This is a genomic window from Streptococcus mitis, assembly GCF_946188375.1.
Lineage (GTDB): Bacteria > Bacillota > Bacilli > Lactobacillales > Streptococcaceae > Streptococcus > Streptococcus mitis_CX.
This window is the reverse complement of the sequence record NZ_CAMHUS010000007.1, coordinates 21,554-38,282: the sequence shown is the minus strand read 5'-3', so window position 1 is coordinate 38,282 and position 16,729 is coordinate 21,554. Positions and strand designations below refer to the sequence as shown.

The window sequence follows — 16,729 nt, the reverse complement described above, 5'->3', positions numbered from 1 at the left end:
AATCTCCCTTTCTTTATTGGTATTTTTCTGTTAAGGACTGCCAAATCTCTTCTGTTGGCATTTCCTTTCCTGTCCACAGTTGAAAAGCTTCTGCAGCTTGATAGAGCAACATTCCCAGACCATTGACAACTAGATTCCCCTGACTTCTAGCCCATTTCAAAAATGGTGTTTCAAAAGGTTGGTAAATGATATCAGCTACTAAAAGAGTTTCTGATAGGACAATGTTTTCAGGAACTGGAGATGATTGACTATCCATCCCTACACTTGTCGCATTGACCAGTAAATCCGACTCAGCAATCCTTGCTTGCAGTTCAGAAACATCTTCTAAAGCATACAAGTCCACTTTAAAGCCTGTTTGCTCCTGTAACTTGTCTAGATAAGGTCTTGTTTTTTCCATAGAAACGGAACGAACAAAGACCGAAATCTGACTGACGCCGTCCAAAATAGCTTGTGCCAAGATTGATTTAGCCGCACCACCTGCTCCCAGCAGGGTCATCTTTTTACCTGAAATTGTAAAAGAAGGCAAGCTCTTAAAAAATCCCTTGCCATCTGTATTATATCCAATTAAATTGCCATTCTCATTGACAACCGTATTGACCGCACCAATCAAGCGCGCTTCGTCACTCAGCTCATCCAAATAAGGAATCACCTGCTCCTTATAGGGCATGGACAGGTTTATGCCAAACATCTGGTAGCGACGAATATTGGCCACTGTTTCTGCCAAATCACCCGCTTCAATCTCCCAAGCCACGTAAGCACCATTGGTAGCTGTCGCCTCAAAGGCACTATTGTGAATAAAGGGGGAAATAGAATGCTTAATAGGATTGGCAACAACTGCAGCTAAACGTGTATAGCCATCAAGCTTCATCCAAAATCTCCCTGATTTTTTTCATGTTAGCTAGGGAAATCTGCCCAGGAGCACTAGCCTCATCTAGACTAGCAAAAGACCAGCTAGAACCTGTCACATCCGCAGTGATACGAGAGACCTTGCCCACCTTGCCCATAGAAATCGTCACATATTCCTGCTCAGGATTGAGGATTTTAAAGCCTCGTGTATAGTTCATCAAGTCTAAGACATCCTGCTCCGTGTGAGCCATCACTGCAACCTTAACAAGTTTTGGATTTAGGCTCGTCAACTCTGACAAGATTTCCATCATATTTTCAGGTGTTTCTTGGAAATTGTGGTAACTCAAAACGAGATTTGGGAAGTCCAGCATTTCCTCAAAAACATCCTTGTAGCTGTAATACTCAAAATCAATATAGTCTGGTTGATAGAGTTGCGCCACTTCCTTGATTAAATGGATATATTCTTCTGGAGAAAGGTCGATTTCTCCCCCTTCAGAGCGAGTTCGCAGAGTGAAAACCAACTCACGACCTGCAAATTTTTCAAAAATCGCTGGAGCTACCTGCAAAATCGCTTCTTTAGGCAGATAGTCGGCACGCCATTCAATGATGTCGGCATCCAGATACCTCGTGGCATCCAGAGCCTGAGCCTCCTCTAAACTTCTTGGCATTACTGAAACGATTAATTTCATTTACTAACCTTCATACTAATCACCTTGAGGTAATTACTACTTTCATCTTTTTTATTATAGGCGAAATCTGCTGGAAGACCGTATTTGTTTAAAATCTGGTAACTTCTTCCTGCAAAGCCTTTATCAATTTGTTCTGTAAATTTCTGGCGGGATACATTGGCAGCATTGGAACTGGCAATAATAATCCCTTCCGGATTTAAAATCTCAAGACTCTGGGAAATCAACTTGTGATAATCCTTGGCCACAGAGAACGTTTGTTTTTTGTTCCGAGCAAAGCTAGGCGGATCTAGGACAATCACATCATAGGTCAAGTCTTTTCGCTTAGCATATTTGAAATACTCAAAGACATCCATGACTATGAAACGATGGTCGTCGGTGCTGATTCCATTTGCCTGAAAATGCGCTTGAGATAATTCTCGTGAACGTTTGGCTAAATCAACAGAAGTTGTCTGGCTAGCTCCTCCCATGGCTGCAGCTACTGAAAAGGCTGCTGTATAAGAAAACATGTTGAGCAAGGATTTACCCATAGCCAATCCATCCACTAAACTACCGCGAACTTCATGCTGGTCTAGGAAAATCCCTGTCATCAAGCCATCATTCATAAAGACTTGATAGAGGACACCATTTTCCAAAACAGTGAAGAAGTCGGGTGCTTCTTGACCATAAACATGGGCAGATTCATAGTCCAAACCCTTAAAACGGATCTTCTCATATGCTCCTAAAACCTCAGGAAAAACCTGTCTAAAGGCTTCTGAGATAACCTTGCGAATCTGATATACATAAGAGTTATACCAAGAAAAGACAGCATAGTCGCCATAAAGGTCCACTGTCAGACCGCCAAAACCATCTCCCTCTTGGTTGAAGAGACGAAAGGCAGTTGTCAAATCATCTTGATAGTAGGCACTTCTCTTTTCTTTAGCTTGTCTAAACAGCGTTTCAAAGAAAGCTTGATTGAAGGTCACCTTGTCTTTGCTAACAAACCAGCCCAAGCCCTTGTTTTGCTGAGAAAGGTAGGCAGTACCAAGAAAGTTTCCATCTTGACTATGGACTTCTACTTCCTGATCCTTGAGATTGACATTCTCAAGATCACTGGCTTCTAGTAAAACAAGCCCCTTTGAAAGCTTTTTTTCAACCCGTTTGTTGACTCTTATTCTATTCATAGTCACTATTATAGCAAATTTTGTGACAATTCTCAAAAAAGAAACTACCCTTGCTTTTTTACTCTAGTTTTAAAAAATGGTATACTAATACTAATAAAAACTTAGGAAGTAATTGTGTGAGAATCAATTTTAACAAAATCCAAAAAGCCATGGGTACCAGACTGGGTTTTGTCCTAACCCTTTTAATCCTCTATTGGCTCAAAACCTTATTAGCCTATACCGTTGACTTCAATTTAGATATTCAAGTGGGCAAGCTGCAAGGGAATTACCTTGCCTTTATCGCTTTTTTCAATCCCCTTCCTTTGGGACTCCTCCTGCTGGCTCTAGCCCTCTATGCTCGCTCAACCAAGGCCTTTTACAGTCTTAGTATAGCTATTTACAGCCTTTTATTCATTTGGCTCTATTCCAATGTCTTTTACTATCGAGAATTTAGCGACTTTATCACGGCTAATACCATGAAGGTGGTCAGCAAGGTGTCTGTTGGTACTGCAGAACTAGAGTTACTACGCTTTTGGGATTTCATCTATTTTATGGATTTCCCATTGCTGGCTTATCTTCTCTATAAGAAGCTCATCCAGTTGGATAGGAGACCTTTCAAATTCCGCCCCAGTGTTGCCATCACTGCTCTCTCGGCCCTGCTCTTTTCAGCTAACCTTTTCTTGGCTGAAATTGAGCGTCCCGATCTCCTGTCACGAGGATTTTCTAATTATTATATTGTTCGTGCCCTTAGTTTGCCAGCCTTTTTAGGTTATAGTGCCAACCAATCCTACAGTGCCAACAAAGAACGTGCCAAGGCCTCTGAGACTGATCTTCAACCTATCACAGACTATATTCAAGAACATTCTGCTAAGCCCAATCCAGACTATTTTGGCCTTGCCAAAGGGAAAAATGTGATTTATCTCCACTTAGAGAGTTTTCAGCAGTTCCTACTGGACTATAAACTCAACATAGATGGAACTGATCATGAAGTCACTCCCTTCCTTAATTCCCTCTACCATTCGCAATCAACCCTAGCCTTTTCGAATATCTTTAACCAAGTCAAGGCTGGTAAGACCTCAGATGCAGAAACCATGCTAGAAACTGGCTTGTTTGGACTTGACCAAGGTTCCTTTATGGTCAATTACGGTGGTACCAATACCCAGCAGGCAGCTCCTTTTATCCTATCAAAAAACGGCTATCAATCGAGTGCCGTCTTTCACGGTAATATCGGGACCTTCTGGAATCGAAATACGACCTATAAACAATGGGGCTACCAATACTTCTTTGATGCTTCCTACTTCACCAAGCAAGACAGTAGCAATTCTTTCCAATATGGTTTAAATGATAAAATCATGATGAAAGATTCTATCCAATATCTAGAGCATTTGCAGCAGCCTTTTTATGCCAAGTATATCACGGTGTCCAATCACTATCCCTATGCTAGCAATCTGACAGGCGATGAGCTTGGTTTCCCCTTGGCTAAAACCAAAGATGAAACCATCAACGGCTACTTCCAAACAGCTAACTATCTGGATAGTGCTATCAAGGCCTTCTTTGACTATCTCAAAGAAAGTGGCCTCTATGAAAAATCCATCATCGTCATCTACGGAGACCATTATGGCATTTCCAATTCCCGCAATCCTGACCTGGCTCCCTTGATTGGCAAGACTTCTGAGAACTGGTCGAATTACGACAATGCCATGTTGCAACGAGTGCCTTTTATGGTGGTCATGCCTGGCTATGAAAAGGGACAAATCATCAATACCTTCGGTGGACAAATCGATATCTTACCGACTCTCGAACACCTCCTTGGTATTGAGTCCAATTCCTTCCTTCAAGTCGGCCAAGACCTTCTGTCTCCAGATCATCAAGAAATCATTGCCTTTCGAACTGCCAATTCCTTCGTCACACCAAAATACACCAGTTATGACGGACGAACCTACTACACTGAGAGCGGTCTTGAAATCAGCAATCTTGATGAACAAGCTCAGACTGAACTAGAAATTGTTCGTCAAGCAGCTAGTCAACAGCTAAAAATCAGCGACCAGATTCAAACTGGTGATTTGATACGTTTCTACCAAGCAGATCATCTTGGAAAAGTTGATACAGAAAGTATTTCTTACCTCAATTCTTTACCAATTCTGCAAAAGATTGAGCAGGAAAAGGGAAGTCAGTCAACTAGCCTCTTTAGCCAACGACAAGGTAAAACCAGTACTGACCTTTTCAAAGCTCCAAGTTACCAAGAACTCCACCCCGAGTCTGCAGAAACTGAATCAAAATCACAATAAAAAATGCTCTTCCGTCTTGGAGGAGCATTTCTTTTTATAAAATTTATCAATCAAGCGACCAACTATCTCATCTTTTTTCTATTTCTGCCAATATGCGTGACAGGTAGTAATGATAGCCAAAAATAGCAAGACCAAGCAGAAGGATCAGAGCTCCTACTCCCAAGCTAATGGCAAGGATAGAGGAGAGAGACCGAACCAAGAATAAGCTCCCTATTACAAGGGCCATTAGGATTGCACTATAAATAAACAATAAAACCATTGCTACTATACGATTTGAACGGTTCACCAATTCCGTAATGCTACTCCAATTGGTTGACAGATTTTTCACGTCCTTAAGGTAATGGTGGCAAGAAAGGATGACACTGGCAAGGATCCATGCCACAAGAAGGTAAATCATCGAAAGGATGGGCAAGCCTAGATATAGAGAAAGGCCAAGTAAAGTCAGAACTGGTAAAAAGGACTGGACAGCAAATATAATCCAAAATTTCACTTTCACATAACGAGCAAAGTCAAAGGGTAAACTCTTAAGAAAATCAACATTTTCCCTCTCCAAGGACAAGGCAATTGAATGCAGGCTGGTGATATTGTTATTGACAACTGCTATAAAGAGAGCTATAAAAAACAAGGGTAACCAGTATGGAGGATGAATGTCTGGAACTATCTGAGAATCTCGGATTTTGGAAATCAGACCAATCATCATGAGATAGGGAAGGAAAGCACTTGTAAAAAGCACTGTAACCACGCCAGTTCCCTGTCCCAAGAGAGAGAGGTTGTAGCGCAAAACCATGCGGAAAAATCCCTTTTTAGTAGTTGAAATTCTCTCCTTGCTGCGACGTTCTTTCTTGACCTTCTCCTCACTGTTAAGCAGAATCACGTCATAAAAACGAGGAAAAACCTTCTTTTTACTCAAGTAAAGCAAGAAGAGAGTTAGTCCTATCCAAGCGAGCAGACCCAGGATGGCTTCTGTCGAAAAAGGCTCCACTGCTATTTTGTAAAAGAGATGAATAGGGTAAAGGAGAAATGGAATGTCTCTAACTTTGTCAACAATACGTCCAGAAGTCGACTGTAGAAAGAAGACAAATATTAAAGGTATGAGAACTCCTATCCCAATCATCACATTCGAAAAAATAGACTGATACTTTCTGAAAACCGTAGTCTGAGCCAAGAAATGTACTACCACTACCATCACTAAAGCCAAAGAGACAAATAATAAGGCCAAAGACAGCAACATCAAAGGCAAACCCAGCCAAAAAGAAGGTGCTAGCCTAATGTAGAGGACTAGAAAATAAGCTAGGATTGGTATAATTCCAGCTAGAGCTGGCAAGAGGACAGACAGACCTTTGGCAATTATAATCTCTGATTCTTTAAAGGCATAGGGCCTATAGGAGACCAGGTCCTTACTCTCATAAAAGACATTGTAAAAAGCTGTGAAAGAAGTTGAAAAGGCAAGCACCAGTAAAATAGCAACCATGCTACTAAAAAAACTTGGCATTTCCTCAAAAGGAAAACGAAAGGCTATATTTATAAACATGAAAAGCATCAAGAGACTAGAAAAAATGTAAGAACTTAGGACTCTAGCGGAAACATTTACTTTTTTCCCAGGATTCTTAGCCTGCTTCTTTCGTAGATTAGCCAGATTAGCTTCTTGAGATGAATAGAGGATATTGATATCAACTAATTTTTTAATGACCTTTAGACGCATCCGCAACCTCCTCTTTTCTACCAGCAAGACTAAGGTAGATACTTTCCAAAGACTGGTCTGGGTGGTCTTTTCTCAAGTCCTCTACGCTACCACAATAAATCAAATGCCCTTTTTTCAAAATAGCAATCCGATCACAGACTTGCTCGGCTACCTCTAGGACATGGGTTGAAAACAAGACAGTCTTACCTTTTTGCGCATGTTCCTTCATCATTTGCTTCAAATCAAAGGCAGCCTGGGGATCCAAACCTGTCAAGGGTTCATCCAAGACCCAAATATCAGGATCAGACAAGAGTGCTCCGATAACAAAGACTTTCTGACGCATTCCGTGAGAAAGGGTTTCAATAACCTGATAGCGGTTTTCAGCAAAATCAAAAACGTTCAATAGCCTAGCTAGACTAGCCTCCAAGTCAGAGCTAGTTAGCTCATAGGATGAGGCAATCAATTCCCAAAATTCATTGGCCGTTAAGCGTAAAAATAAGTCAGGCGAGTCTGCTACGTAGCCAATCTTTCGTTTAATAGCCAAGCGATTTTCAGATAACTCCTGACCGTCTACCAAAATACGACCACTGCTGGGTGAAATAATACTGACTAAGGATTTTATGGTGGTCGATTTTCCAGCTCCATTATGGCCAATCAAGCCCATAATCTCTCCATTTTCAATCTGCAAATTGAGATTGCTCAAGGCCTCTTTATCACCATACAACTTACTAACATTTTGAAATTCAATCATGAGAAATCTCCTCTCTTTATCTATGTAATTCACTATCATTATAGCGCTTTCATTTTAAAAATCAACACTTTATCTTGAATAGTTGAAATACATGTCTTCTATTTTACGCAAACGTTTGAGCTAACCGATACTTTATGATAGAATAAAGAACAAGATTGACAAGTAAGAGGAAAAATCATGCAAAATCAAACACTCATGCAATACTTTGAATGGTATCTGCCCCATGACGGCCAGCACTGGACGCGTCTGGCTGAAGATGCTCAACACCTTGCTAATCTCGGTATTAGTCATGTCTGGATGCCACCAGCTTTTAAGGCAACCAATGAAAAAGATGTCGGCTATGGTGTCTATGACCTATTTGACCTTGGAGAGTTCAACCAAAAAGGGACAGTCCGTACCAAGTATGGTTTCAAAGAAGACTATCTTCAAGCTATTCAAGCCCTAAAAGCACAGGGAATCCAGCCTATGGCCGATGTGGTACTCAACCACAAGGCTGCAGCCGATCACATGGAAGCCTTTCAGGTTATCGAAGTAGACCCTGTAGACCGTACGGTTGAACTTGGAGAACCCTTCACCATCAATGGCTGGACTAGCTTTACCTTCGATGGTCGCCAAGATACCTACAATGACTTCCACTGGCACTGGTACCACTTCACAGGTACAGACTATGATGCCAAACGCCGTAAGTCTGGGATTTATCTGATCCAAGGTGACAATAAAGGCTGGGCAAATGAGGAATTGGTCGATAACGAAAACGGAAACTATGACTACCTCATGTATGCCGACCTAGACTTTAAACATCCTGAAGTCATTCAAAATATCTATGACTGGGCTGAATGGTTCATGGAGACAACTGGTGTAGCTGGTTTCCGCTTGGATGCCGTTAAGCACATTGACTCTTTCTTCATGCGCAATTTCATCCGAGATATGAAGGAAAGATACGGTGACGATTTCTATGTTTTTGGTGAATTCTGGAATCCTGACAAGGAAGCCAATCTGGACTATCTTGAAAAAACGGAAGAACGCTTTGACCTTGTCGATGTTCGTCTACACCAGAATCTCTTTGAAGCCAGTCAAGCTGGCGCAAACTATGACCTTCGTGGTATTTTCACAGATAGCTTGGTTGAACTCAAGCCTGATAAGGCTGTGACCTTTGTCGACAACCATGATACCCAACGAGGACAAGCCCTTGAATCGACTGTTGAAGAATGGTTCAAACCAGCAGCCTATGCCCTCATTCTGTTACGCCAAAATGGCCTTCCATGTGTCTTTTACGGCGACTACTATGGGATTTCAGGGCAGTATGCTCAACAAGATTTCAAAGAAGTCCTTGACCGCCTCCTAGCCATCCGAAAAGACTTGGCCTATGGAGAACAAAATGACTACTTTGATGATCCTAACTGTATCGGTTGGGTACGTTCAGGTGCTGAAAATCAATCCCCAATCGCAGTTCTCATCTCAAATGACCAAGAAAACAGCAAATCAATGTTTATCGGCCAAGAATGGGCTAACCAAACCTTTGTAGGTCTACTTGAAAACCACCAAGCTCAAGTTATCATCGATGAGGAAGGTTATGGACAATTCCCTGTCTCAGCTGCTTCGGTAAGTGTCTGGGCAGCCAATACTATCTAATAGCTTATAATCATCAAGCCAGATCCAAGCGGATTTGGTTTTTTTGTATTCACAAAAAGACCTACCCAAGTGGATAGATCTTTATTATCTTACAATTTACCTGCTACTGAATCCAACAATTCTTGGATCTTAGCTTGGTTGCTTCCTCCTGCCATGGCCATGTCTGGTTTACCACCACCACGTCCATCGACGATTGGTGCCAATTCTTTGACAAGGTTTCCTGCATGAAGGTCTTTTGTCTTACTTGCTACAAGGACATTGACCTTGTCACCGATAGCAGCAACTAGGACAAGAAGATCAGAGTAGTCTTTTTGTTTCCAGTTATCCGCAAAAGTACGAAGGGCACCAGCGTCAGATACAGATACTTGACTAGCAATGTAACGGTGACCGTTGACTTCCTTCACATCCTTGAAGATGTCGCCTGCAGCTGCAGCTGCGGCCTTTTCTTTCAATTCAGCATTTTCTTTTTGAAGTTGACGAAGTTGTTCTTGAAGTCCTTCTACCTTGTGAGGTACTTCCTTGACTTGAGGTGCTTTCAATGTTGCTGCGACTGCTTTAAGAGCATCTTCTTGTTCACGGTAGGCTTCAAAGGCTTCCTTACCAGTCACTGCCAAGATACGGCGAGTTCCTGATCCGATCCCTTCTTCTTTGACAATCTTGAAAAGACCAATTTCAGAAGTGTTGCCAACGTGGGTACCACCACAAAGCTCGATAGAGTAGTCACCTATAGTAACAACACGGACTTCTTTGCCGTATTTCTCACCAAAGAGGGCCATAGCTCCCATTTCTTTAGCAGTGTCAATATCCGTTTCAACTGTCTTCACTTCAAGAGCTTCCCAGATTTTCTCGTTGACTTGCTGTTCAATGGCACGCAATTCTTCAGCAGTTACTGCTTGGAAATGCGTAAAGTCAAAGCGAAGGAATTCGACTTCGTTAAGAGATCCTGCTTGTGTCGCGTGGTTTCCAAGGATGTTGTGAAGAGCAGCGTGAAGCAAGTGAGTCGCAGTGTGATTTTTCATGACACGGTGACGACGATTTGTATCAATTGCCAAGGTATATTCTTGGTTCAAGGCAAGCGGTGCAAGAACTTCAACCGTGTGAAGGGCTTGTCCGTTTGGTGCTTTTTGAACATTGGTCACAGTAGCCACGACCTTACTTGACTCATCCAAGATTTGTCCGTGGTCAGCGACCTGTCCACCCATTTCAGCATAGAATGGCGTTTCCGCAAAGATAAGAGAGGCAGTTCCTTCTGATACAGCTTCTACTTCTGCATTGTCAGCCACGATAGCCACCAATTTAGAAGATAATTGGCTAGCATTGTAGTTGAAGACACTTTCCACTGTGATGTTTTGAAGGGTTTCATTTTGCATACCCATTGAGCCACCCTTGACAGCTGAGGCACGCGCGCGTTCTTGCTGTTCTTTCATAGCTGCTTCAAAACCTTCACGGTCTACAGTCATGCCCGCTTCTTCAGCGATTTCTTCAGTCAATTCAACTGGGAATCCATAAGTGTCGTAAAGTTTAAATACATCTGAACCAGCAATGACAGATTGTCCTTTTTCTTTCAAGTCTGCTACGATGCCTTGGGCAAAGTGTTGACCTGAGTGAAGAGTACGCGCAAATGATTCTTCTTCGCTCTTAACGATTTTCTCAATAAAGTCACGTTTCTCAAGCACTTCTGGATAGTAGCTTTCCATGATTTTTCCAACAGTTGGAACGAGTTTGTAAAGGAAAGGCTCGTTGATACCCAATTTTTGACCATGCATAGAAGCACGACGGAGAAGACGACGAAGGACATAACCACGACCTTCATTTCCTGGAAGGGCACCATCACCGATGGCAAATGAAAGAGAACGGATGTGGTCAGCGATAACCTTAAAGCTCATGTTGTCGCCATCTTGGTCATAGACCTTACCAGACAATTTCTCCACTTCACGAATGATTGGCATGAAGAGGTCCGTTTCAAAGTTAGTCTTAGCCCCTTGGATAACGGCTACCAAACGCTCCAAACCAGCGCCCGTATCAATGTTCTTATGTGGCAATTCCTTGTACTCGCTACGAGGAACAGCAGGATCTGCGTTAAATTGTGACAAAACGATGTTCCAGATTTCGATGTAACGGTCGTTTTCGATATCTTCTGCAAGCAGGCGAATACCGATATTTTCTGGGTCAAAGGCTTCTCCACGGTCAAAGAAGATTTCTGTATCTGGTCCAGAAGGTCCTGCACCGATTTCCCAGAAGTTGTCCTCGATTGGAATCAAGTGACTTGGATCCACTCCCACTTCAATCCAGCGGTTATAAGAATCTTTATCATCTGGATAGTAGGTCATGTATAGTTTTTCAGCAGGAAAATCAAACCATTCAGGGCTTGTCAAAAGCTCATAAGCCCAAGTGATCGCTTCGTCACGGAAGTAATCCCCGATAGAGAAGTTCCCCAACATTTCAAACATGGTATGATGACGAGCAGTTTTCCCTACGTTTTCGATGTCATTGGTACGGATAGCCTTTTGCGCATTGGTAATACGGGGATTTTCAGGGATGATGGTCCCGTCAAAGTATTTCTTAAGGGTTGCTACCCCAGAGTTGATCCACAAAAGAGTTGGGTCATTTACAGGAACCAAACTCACTGATGGTTCTACTGAGTGACCTTTGGTCGCCCAGAAATCAAGCCACATTTGGCGTACTTGTGCACTAGATAGTTGTTTCATATTGTCTCCTTATTTACTTGTTTAATGTGATTGGCTTTCCAGCATCTCCACATAGTCAATCGCGACGCAGAGGGAAATGACTAGGTCTGCATAAGCGTCCTCAAGAACCGTTACGGTATAGGTAGAGGTCAGATGGAAGAGTTCCTTCTTAATTTCCGCAATCAGCTGATCGCGATCATCCAGCAATTTGAAATCCAAATCCCAGATATTGCCCTCGATACGAAGACCTAGATTATCAAACTCATACTTATCTCGCCAGAAGGTCAACTTCTTACGAATGACAAAACTCGAGCCATCCTGAAGCTGAATCTCAAAACGAGGGAGCAAGGTCAAGATTTCTTTACTAATCTGACTGACCTGTTCACCAGCCGCATCATAGATGGTAAAAGTTTTGGGAATCTTAAAAAATGATCCCTCCACCTGATAGGCGATTTCTCCCCTGTCATCCTTGATAGCGAAGCGTTCGCCTCCAAGACGAAACTTTTGTTTGACAAGAAATGTTTTCATCAACACCTCCAAAAATCAAAAGACAAGCTCATATCACGAAGGGCGAAAAACCGCGGTACCACCTTCATTCAATGAACTTGTCATTCTCTTATTCTTATGCAATTGTTAAATTGAGTAGCATGACTTCCTAGCTTAGATGGCTCGCAGCACCGCCATTTCTCTGGACTAAGACAACTGAAAATCAATTCTCAACTTTCTTATTATAACGTTTTTCTAAGCTTGCGTCAACTGGAAATCGTCTCCGTTGAATCAGAGCAATTCTCTACATCTCCGATTACTTTTTCAGAATATATTTTTTCTTACTGCTATCACTCTTTTTATCCCAACTTTTATCCCAAAGTTTTGAATTGTTAAAGATAGCTACGAAAATATTTGCAAATATAAAGAACCCTATCACCAAATGTATGGAATCAGTTGTTAGGTATTGTCGATCCAAACCATCCTTTAGATAAAATAGTATATATGTTTGCTGAACAGTCAAAAAGGTTGGCCAGAAACTTTTTTTGAAAAAAGTAGACATTTCCATTGTTTGTTACCGCTTTCTGTAAGGTTAAACTTAGTATACTACTGGGCAAGCAAATAGAATAGAATATAATAGAAAAAGATATGGCTGTAAAAACTGACTTATATTAAAAAACGAACCAGCTTGACTGATTCGTTTCGTGACTGCTAACTCCTACTTCCGATACATTTTAAACTGTAGGAAGAGATCGCTATATTTTCCTGTCCATTTATGGTCAAATTTTTCATAAACTTCTAGGTGTTTCATGGTTTCAGCATCTGGATAGAAGGCTTTATCTTCTTTTTTCTCCTCTGGGAGCAATTCCTTAGCTGGTAGGTTTGGTGTTGAATAGCCGACATACTCCGCATTTTTGAGAGCATTTTCGGGTTTCAACATAAAGTTGATAAAGGCATAGGCTGCATCTTGGTTTTTGACTGTTTTTGGTATAACCATATTGTCAAACCAAAGGTTGCTGGCCTCAGTCGGCACCACATAGCGTAGATTTTCATTTTTTTCTAGCATTTGGCTGGCTTCACCAGAGAAGGTCACACCGATAGCAGCATTGTTCTGGATCATGTAGCCCTTCATCTCATCCGCCACAATAGCCTTGATATTTGGAGTCAGTTTGTAGAGCTTATCAACTGTCTCTTCCAACTGCTGGGTATCCTTGGAGTTGAGGCTGTAGCCGAGGGAATTTAGTCCGAGTCCCAGCACCTCACGCGCCCCATCAAAGAGCATGATAGAGTTCTTATACTCTGGCTTCCAGAGGTCATCCCAATGCTCAGGCGCCTCATCTACCATGGTTTCATTGTAGACAATTCCCAAGGTTCCCCAGAAGTAAGGAATGGAGAATTTATTGCCTGGGTCAAAGGACTGGTTGAGGAACTCTGGTCCGATATTTTCAAGACCTTCAAGTTTTGAATAGTCAAGCGGTACCAAGAGGTCTTCGTCCTTCATCTTGTTAATCATGTATTCACTAGGGATAGCAATATCGTAGGTCGTTCCACCCTGCTTGATCTTGGTATACATGGCTTCATTGGAGTCAAAAGTCTCGTACTGGACTTGGATTCCTGTTTCTTCTGTGAATTTCTCCAAGAGTTCAGGATCGATATAATCACCCCAGTTGTAAATGACCAGTTTTTGACTATCTCGGCTATTGATTTTACTGTCTAGATGCGTCGCAATTCCCCATAAGACGAGGATAATGGCTACGATTCCTGCTAAAAATGAATAGAGTTTTTTCATGCTTGCTCCTCCTTCTCACGTGAGATAAAGTAATACCCAACAACCAGGATAATACTAAAGAGAAAGACAAGGGCAGACAGGGCATTGATTTCTAGCGAAATCCCCTTACGAGCACGAGAGTATATCTCGACTGATAGGGTTGAAAAGCCATTTCCCGTTACAAAGAAGGTCACGGCAAAGTCATCTAGCGAATAGGTGAAGGCCATGAAATAACCTGCAATGATAGACGGAGTCAGATAAGGAAGCATGATTTCCTTAAACATCTGAAATTGACTGGCTCCCAAGTCATAGGCCGCATGAATCATGTCGCCATTCATTTCCTTAAGACGAGGCAAGACCATCAAGACCACGATAGGAATGGAAAAGGCCACATGACTAGAAAGAACGGTCAAAAAGCCAAGTGAAAACTTGAGTTGGGTAAAGAGAATCAAGAAGCTGGCACCAATCATAACATCGGGCGCAACCATGAGGATATTATTGAGTGAAAGAAAGGCTTCTTGGTATTTCTTACGAGACTGGTAGATGTAAATAGCTCCAAAAGTCCCGATAATGGTCGCTATCAAGGCTGAAAGGAAGGCCAAGAAAAAGGTCTGAGTCACAATCAACATAAGACGACCATCGCCAAACATGGTTTTAAAATGGCTCAAGCTAAAGCCTGTAAAGCTATTCATGTCGTTGCCTGCGTTAAAGGCGTAACCAATCAAGTAAAAGATAGGCAGGTAGAGGACAAGAAAGACCAGTCCTAGATATAGATTGGCAAATTTTTTCATCGTTCTCTCCTTTCCTTGGTCACCCACATGGTGATGAACATGGTCAGAATGAGAATCACACCGATGGTTGAACCCATACCGTAGTTGTCATTGGTCAGGAAGTTCTGTTCAATAGCCGTTCCCAGAGTAATAACACGGTTCCCACCAATCAAACGGGTCAGCATGAAGAGACTCAAGCTTGGAATAAAGACCGACTGAACTCCACTTCGCACGCCGTTCATAGACAGAGGGAAGATGACATGACGGAAGGTCTCCCATTTGGTCGCACCAAGATCGTAGCTGGCATTGATGAGGTTGTTATCCATATCGTCCAAGACATTGAAAATCGGCAATATCATAAAGGGAAGCTCGATGTAGCTTGCGACAAAGATAAAGGAGAAATCGGTAAAGAGCAACTGTTGCGAACCGATTCCGATAAATTCAAGGAATTGGTTAATAGAGCCATTTTGACCAAAAATCCCAATAAAGGCATAGGCTTTAAGGAGCAAATTGATCCAGGTAGGCAGGATAATCAGCATGAGCCAGAGTTGACGGTGCTTGAGACGGGTCAAAAAGAGGGCTGTTGGATAGCTGATAAGCAAGGTCACAAAGGTCACAATTCCTGCATAAAGTACGGAGTTAAAGCTCATTTTAAGGTAAGTTAAGTTTTGTGACGCAAAGTAGGACTTATAATTTTCTAAACTGAACTGGCCTTCGATATTGAAAAAGGATTGACCGAAAATCAAGACCAAGGGTGCCAATACAAATAGGGCAATCCAAAGCATGTAGGGCACTACAAAGAGTTTAGAGCTTGTTTTCTTCATCTCTTTCCTCCTCGATTGCATTGATTAGACCTGCTTCTTGCTCTTCGATTTCTACGTACTCCTCAATACGAGCATCGAACTCTTCTTCAGTTTCGTTGAGACGCATGATATGGATGTCTTCCGGTTCAAAGTCCAGACCGATTTCCTCACCCACGATGGCCTTACGAGTCGAGTGGATCATCCATTCATTCCCAAGTTCGTCATAGGCGATAATTTCATAGTGAACCCCACGGAAGAGCTGGGTATCCACCTTAACTTGGAGCTTGCCTTCTTCAGGAAGGGTAATCCGCAAGTCCTCTGGACGAATCACGACCTCAACAGGTTCATTTGGCTTCATCCCACCATCGACCGCTTCAAAGCGTTTGCCGTTGAACTCAACCAAGTAGTCCTCAATCATGATTCCTGGCAAGATATTTGACTCACCGATAAAGGTGGCAACAAAGTGATTGATCGGCTCATCGTAGATATCCACAGGTGTTCCAGACTGGACAATCTCGCCATCATTCATAACGAAAATCCAGTCACTCATAGCCAGGGCTTCTTCCTGATCGTGAGTGACAAAGACAAAGGTAATGCCCAATCGTTGTTGCAGTTCACGCAGTTCGTACTGCATATCTGTTCGTAATTTTAAGTCCAACGCTGACAAAGGCTCGTCCAACAAAACCACACGGGGTTGGTTGATAATGGCACGGGCAATAGCCACACGCTGACGTTGTCCTCCAGAGAGTTTACGAATGGAACGTTTTTCGTAACCTTCCAACTGAACCATCTTGAGAACTTCCGCTACGCGTTTCTCGATTTCTTTCTTGTCAATTTTACGCAAGCGAAGCGGAAAGGCAACATTTTCAAACACATTCATATGTGGAAACAAGGCATAGGATTGGAAGACCGTATGGACGTCTCGCTTGTTGGTTGGGATGTCGTTGATGCGGACACCGTCCAGCAAAATATCTCCTGTCGTCGCATCCAGTAAACCTGCAATGATGTTTAGGATGGTTGATTTCCCTGAACCAGATGCGCCTAAAAGAGTGTAGAATTTCCCTTCTTCCAACTCAAAGTTGATGTCTTTGAGAACCTTGGTGTTGCTGTCTTCAAAAACTTTTGAGACGTTTTTGAATTCAATAATTGGTTTTTTCAATTGTCATTTATTCCTTCTTTTTCATAGATT

14 protein-coding genes are annotated in these 16,729 nt (G+C 42.3%); 2 read left to right on the top strand and 12 right to left on the bottom strand.

Annotated elements, in window-relative coordinates; genetic code table 11:
- Positions 1 to 13: 13 nt before the first annotated feature.
- From N8M16_RS07235 to N8M16_RS07225, 3 genes are read right to left on the bottom strand one after another with little or no spacing between them, the layout of a single operon-like run.
- Positions 14 to 868 carry a shikimate dehydrogenase gene (locus tag N8M16_RS07235; protein ID WP_238095413.1) on the bottom strand — a complete coding sequence of 285 codons (855 nt, stop codon included), beginning with the start codon at positions 866 to 868 and terminating at the stop codon, positions 14 to 16.
- Positions 858 to 1,535 (bottom strand): type I 3-dehydroquinate dehydratase, encoded by a 678-nt coding sequence (aroD, locus tag N8M16_RS07230; RefSeq protein WP_000767764.1) that lies wholly within the window; start codon positions 1,533 to 1,535, stop codon positions 858 to 860. Before aroD ends, N8M16_RS07235 begins: the two co-directional genes overlap by 11 nt.
- On the bottom strand, positions 1,532 to 2,695 hold the full coding sequence (locus tag N8M16_RS07225) for a class I SAM-dependent rRNA methyltransferase (RefSeq protein WP_238095411.1): 1,164 nt from the start codon (positions 2,693 to 2,695) through the stop codon (positions 1,532 to 1,534). Before N8M16_RS07225 ends, aroD begins: the two co-directional genes overlap by 4 nt.
- A 149-nt stretch (positions 2,696 to 2,844) precedes the next feature.
- Between N8M16_RS07225 and N8M16_RS07220 the strand changes: the two genes are divergently transcribed.
- A complete protein-coding gene (locus tag N8M16_RS07220) occupies positions 2,845 to 4,962 on the top strand; it encodes an LTA synthase family protein (RefSeq protein WP_261069928.1) in 2,118 nt (705 codons plus the stop codon).
- Positions 4,963 to 5,029: 67 nt separating this feature from the next.
- Here N8M16_RS07220 and N8M16_RS07215 read toward each other — a convergent pair whose 3' ends face one another.
- Complete coding sequence (locus tag N8M16_RS07215) at positions 5,030 to 6,664, bottom strand: hypothetical protein (RefSeq protein ID WP_261069896.1); 1,635 nt, start codon at positions 6,662 to 6,664, stop codon at positions 5,030 to 5,032.
- A complete protein-coding gene (locus N8M16_RS07210) occupies positions 6,645 to 7,394 on the bottom strand; it encodes an ABC transporter ATP-binding protein (RefSeq protein WP_049499668.1) in 750 nt (249 codons plus the stop codon). The genes N8M16_RS07215 and N8M16_RS07210 overlap by 20 nt, the downstream gene beginning before the upstream one ends.
- A gap of 177 nt (positions 7,395 to 7,571) precedes the next feature.
- On the opposite strand from N8M16_RS07210, the gene N8M16_RS07205 reads away from it, so the two are divergent.
- Positions 7,572 to 9,026 (top strand): alpha-amylase, encoded by a 1,455-nt coding sequence (locus N8M16_RS07205; protein ID WP_261069895.1) that lies wholly within the window; start codon positions 7,572 to 7,574, stop codon positions 9,024 to 9,026.
- An 89-nt stretch (positions 9,027 to 9,115) separates the two neighbouring features.
- On the opposite strand, the gene alaS is transcribed toward N8M16_RS07205, so the two are convergent.
- From alaS to N8M16_RS07170, 7 genes are all read right to left on the bottom strand, one after another.
- A complete protein-coding gene (alaS, locus tag N8M16_RS07200) occupies positions 9,116 to 11,734 on the bottom strand; it encodes an alanine--tRNA ligase (protein WP_049499671.1) in 2,619 nt (872 codons plus the stop codon).
- Positions 11,735 to 11,755: 21 nt separating this feature from the next.
- Positions 11,756 to 12,241 (bottom strand): LURP-one-related/scramblase family protein, encoded by a 486-nt coding sequence (locus tag N8M16_RS07195; protein WP_020903187.1) that lies wholly within the window; start codon positions 12,239 to 12,241, stop codon positions 11,756 to 11,758.
- 274 nt (positions 12,242 to 12,515) lie between these two features.
- Complete coding sequence (locus N8M16_RS07190; protein ID WP_033684910.1) at positions 12,516 to 12,767, bottom strand: hypothetical protein; 252 nt, start codon at positions 12,765 to 12,767, stop codon at positions 12,516 to 12,518.
- Positions 12,768 to 12,917: 150 nt separating this feature from the next.
- Positions 12,918 to 13,988 (bottom strand): ABC transporter substrate-binding protein, encoded by a 1,071-nt coding sequence (locus tag N8M16_RS07185; protein ID WP_000737952.1) that lies wholly within the window; start codon positions 13,986 to 13,988, stop codon positions 12,918 to 12,920.
- Complete coding sequence (locus N8M16_RS07180) at positions 13,985 to 14,758, bottom strand: ABC transporter permease (RefSeq protein WP_000712740.1); 774 nt, start codon at positions 14,756 to 14,758, stop codon at positions 13,985 to 13,987. Before N8M16_RS07180 ends, N8M16_RS07185 begins: the two co-directional genes overlap by 4 nt.
- Entirely contained in the window at positions 14,755 to 15,561 is an 807-nt protein-coding gene (locus N8M16_RS07175) for an ABC transporter permease (protein ID WP_000753801.1), read from the bottom strand. Before N8M16_RS07175 ends, N8M16_RS07180 begins: the two co-directional genes overlap by 4 nt.
- The gene (locus tag N8M16_RS07170) at positions 15,542 to 16,699 is read right to left on the bottom strand and encodes an ABC transporter ATP-binding protein (protein ID WP_042750955.1); all 1,158 of its coding nucleotides are present in this window, start codon (positions 16,697 to 16,699) and stop codon (positions 15,542 to 15,544) included. The genes N8M16_RS07175 and N8M16_RS07170 overlap by 20 nt, the downstream gene beginning before the upstream one ends.
- Positions 16,700 to 16,729: the final 30 nt, after the last annotated feature.

What these genes read in the sequence shown, in the direction of transcription:
- aroD (WP_000767764.1), bottom strand. Translation starts at nt 1,535, where the DNA reads ATGAAATTAATCGTTTCAGTAATGCCAAGAAGTTTAGAGGAGGCTCAG.
- N8M16_RS07210 (WP_049499668.1), bottom strand. Translation starts at nt 7,394, where the DNA reads ATGATTGAATTTCAAAATGTTAGTAAGTTGTATGGTGATAAAGAGGCC.
- N8M16_RS07175 (WP_000753801.1), bottom strand. Translation starts at nt 15,561, where the DNA reads ATGAAGAAAACAAGCTCTAAACTCTTTGTAGTGCCCTACATGCTTTGG.
- N8M16_RS07235 (WP_238095413.1), bottom strand. Translation starts at nt 868, where the DNA reads ATGAAGCTTGATGGCTATACACGTTTAGCTGCAGTTGTTGCCAATCCT.
- N8M16_RS07185 (WP_000737952.1), bottom strand. Translation starts at nt 13,988, where the DNA reads ATGAAAAAACTCTATTCATTTTTAGCAGGAATCGTAGCCATTATCCTC.
- N8M16_RS07180 (WP_000712740.1), bottom strand. Translation starts at nt 14,758, where the DNA reads ATGAAAAAATTTGCCAATCTATATCTAGGACTGGTCTTTCTTGTCCTC.
- N8M16_RS07190 (WP_033684910.1), bottom strand. Translation starts at nt 12,767, where the DNA reads ATGGAAATGTCTACTTTTTTCAAAAAAAGTTTCTGGCCAACCTTTTTG.
- N8M16_RS07225 (WP_238095411.1), bottom strand. Translation starts at nt 2,695, where the DNA reads ATGAATAGAATAAGAGTCAACAAACGGGTTGAAAAAAAGCTTTCAAAG.
- N8M16_RS07205 (WP_261069895.1), top strand. Translation starts at nt 7,572, where the DNA reads ATGCAAAATCAAACACTCATGCAATACTTTGAATGGTATCTGCCCCAT.
- N8M16_RS07195 (WP_020903187.1), bottom strand. Translation starts at nt 12,241, where the DNA reads ATGAAAACATTTCTTGTCAAACAAAAGTTTCGTCTTGGAGGCGAACGC.
- N8M16_RS07215 (WP_261069896.1), bottom strand. Translation starts at nt 6,664, where the DNA reads ATGCGTCTAAAGGTCATTAAAAAATTAGTTGATATCAATATCCTCTAT.
- N8M16_RS07220 (WP_261069928.1), top strand. Translation starts at nt 2,845, where the DNA reads ATGGGTACCAGACTGGGTTTTGTCCTAACCCTTTTAATCCTCTATTGG.
- alaS (WP_049499671.1), bottom strand. Translation starts at nt 11,734, where the DNA reads ATGAAACAACTATCTAGTGCACAAGTACGCCAAATGTGGCTTGATTTC.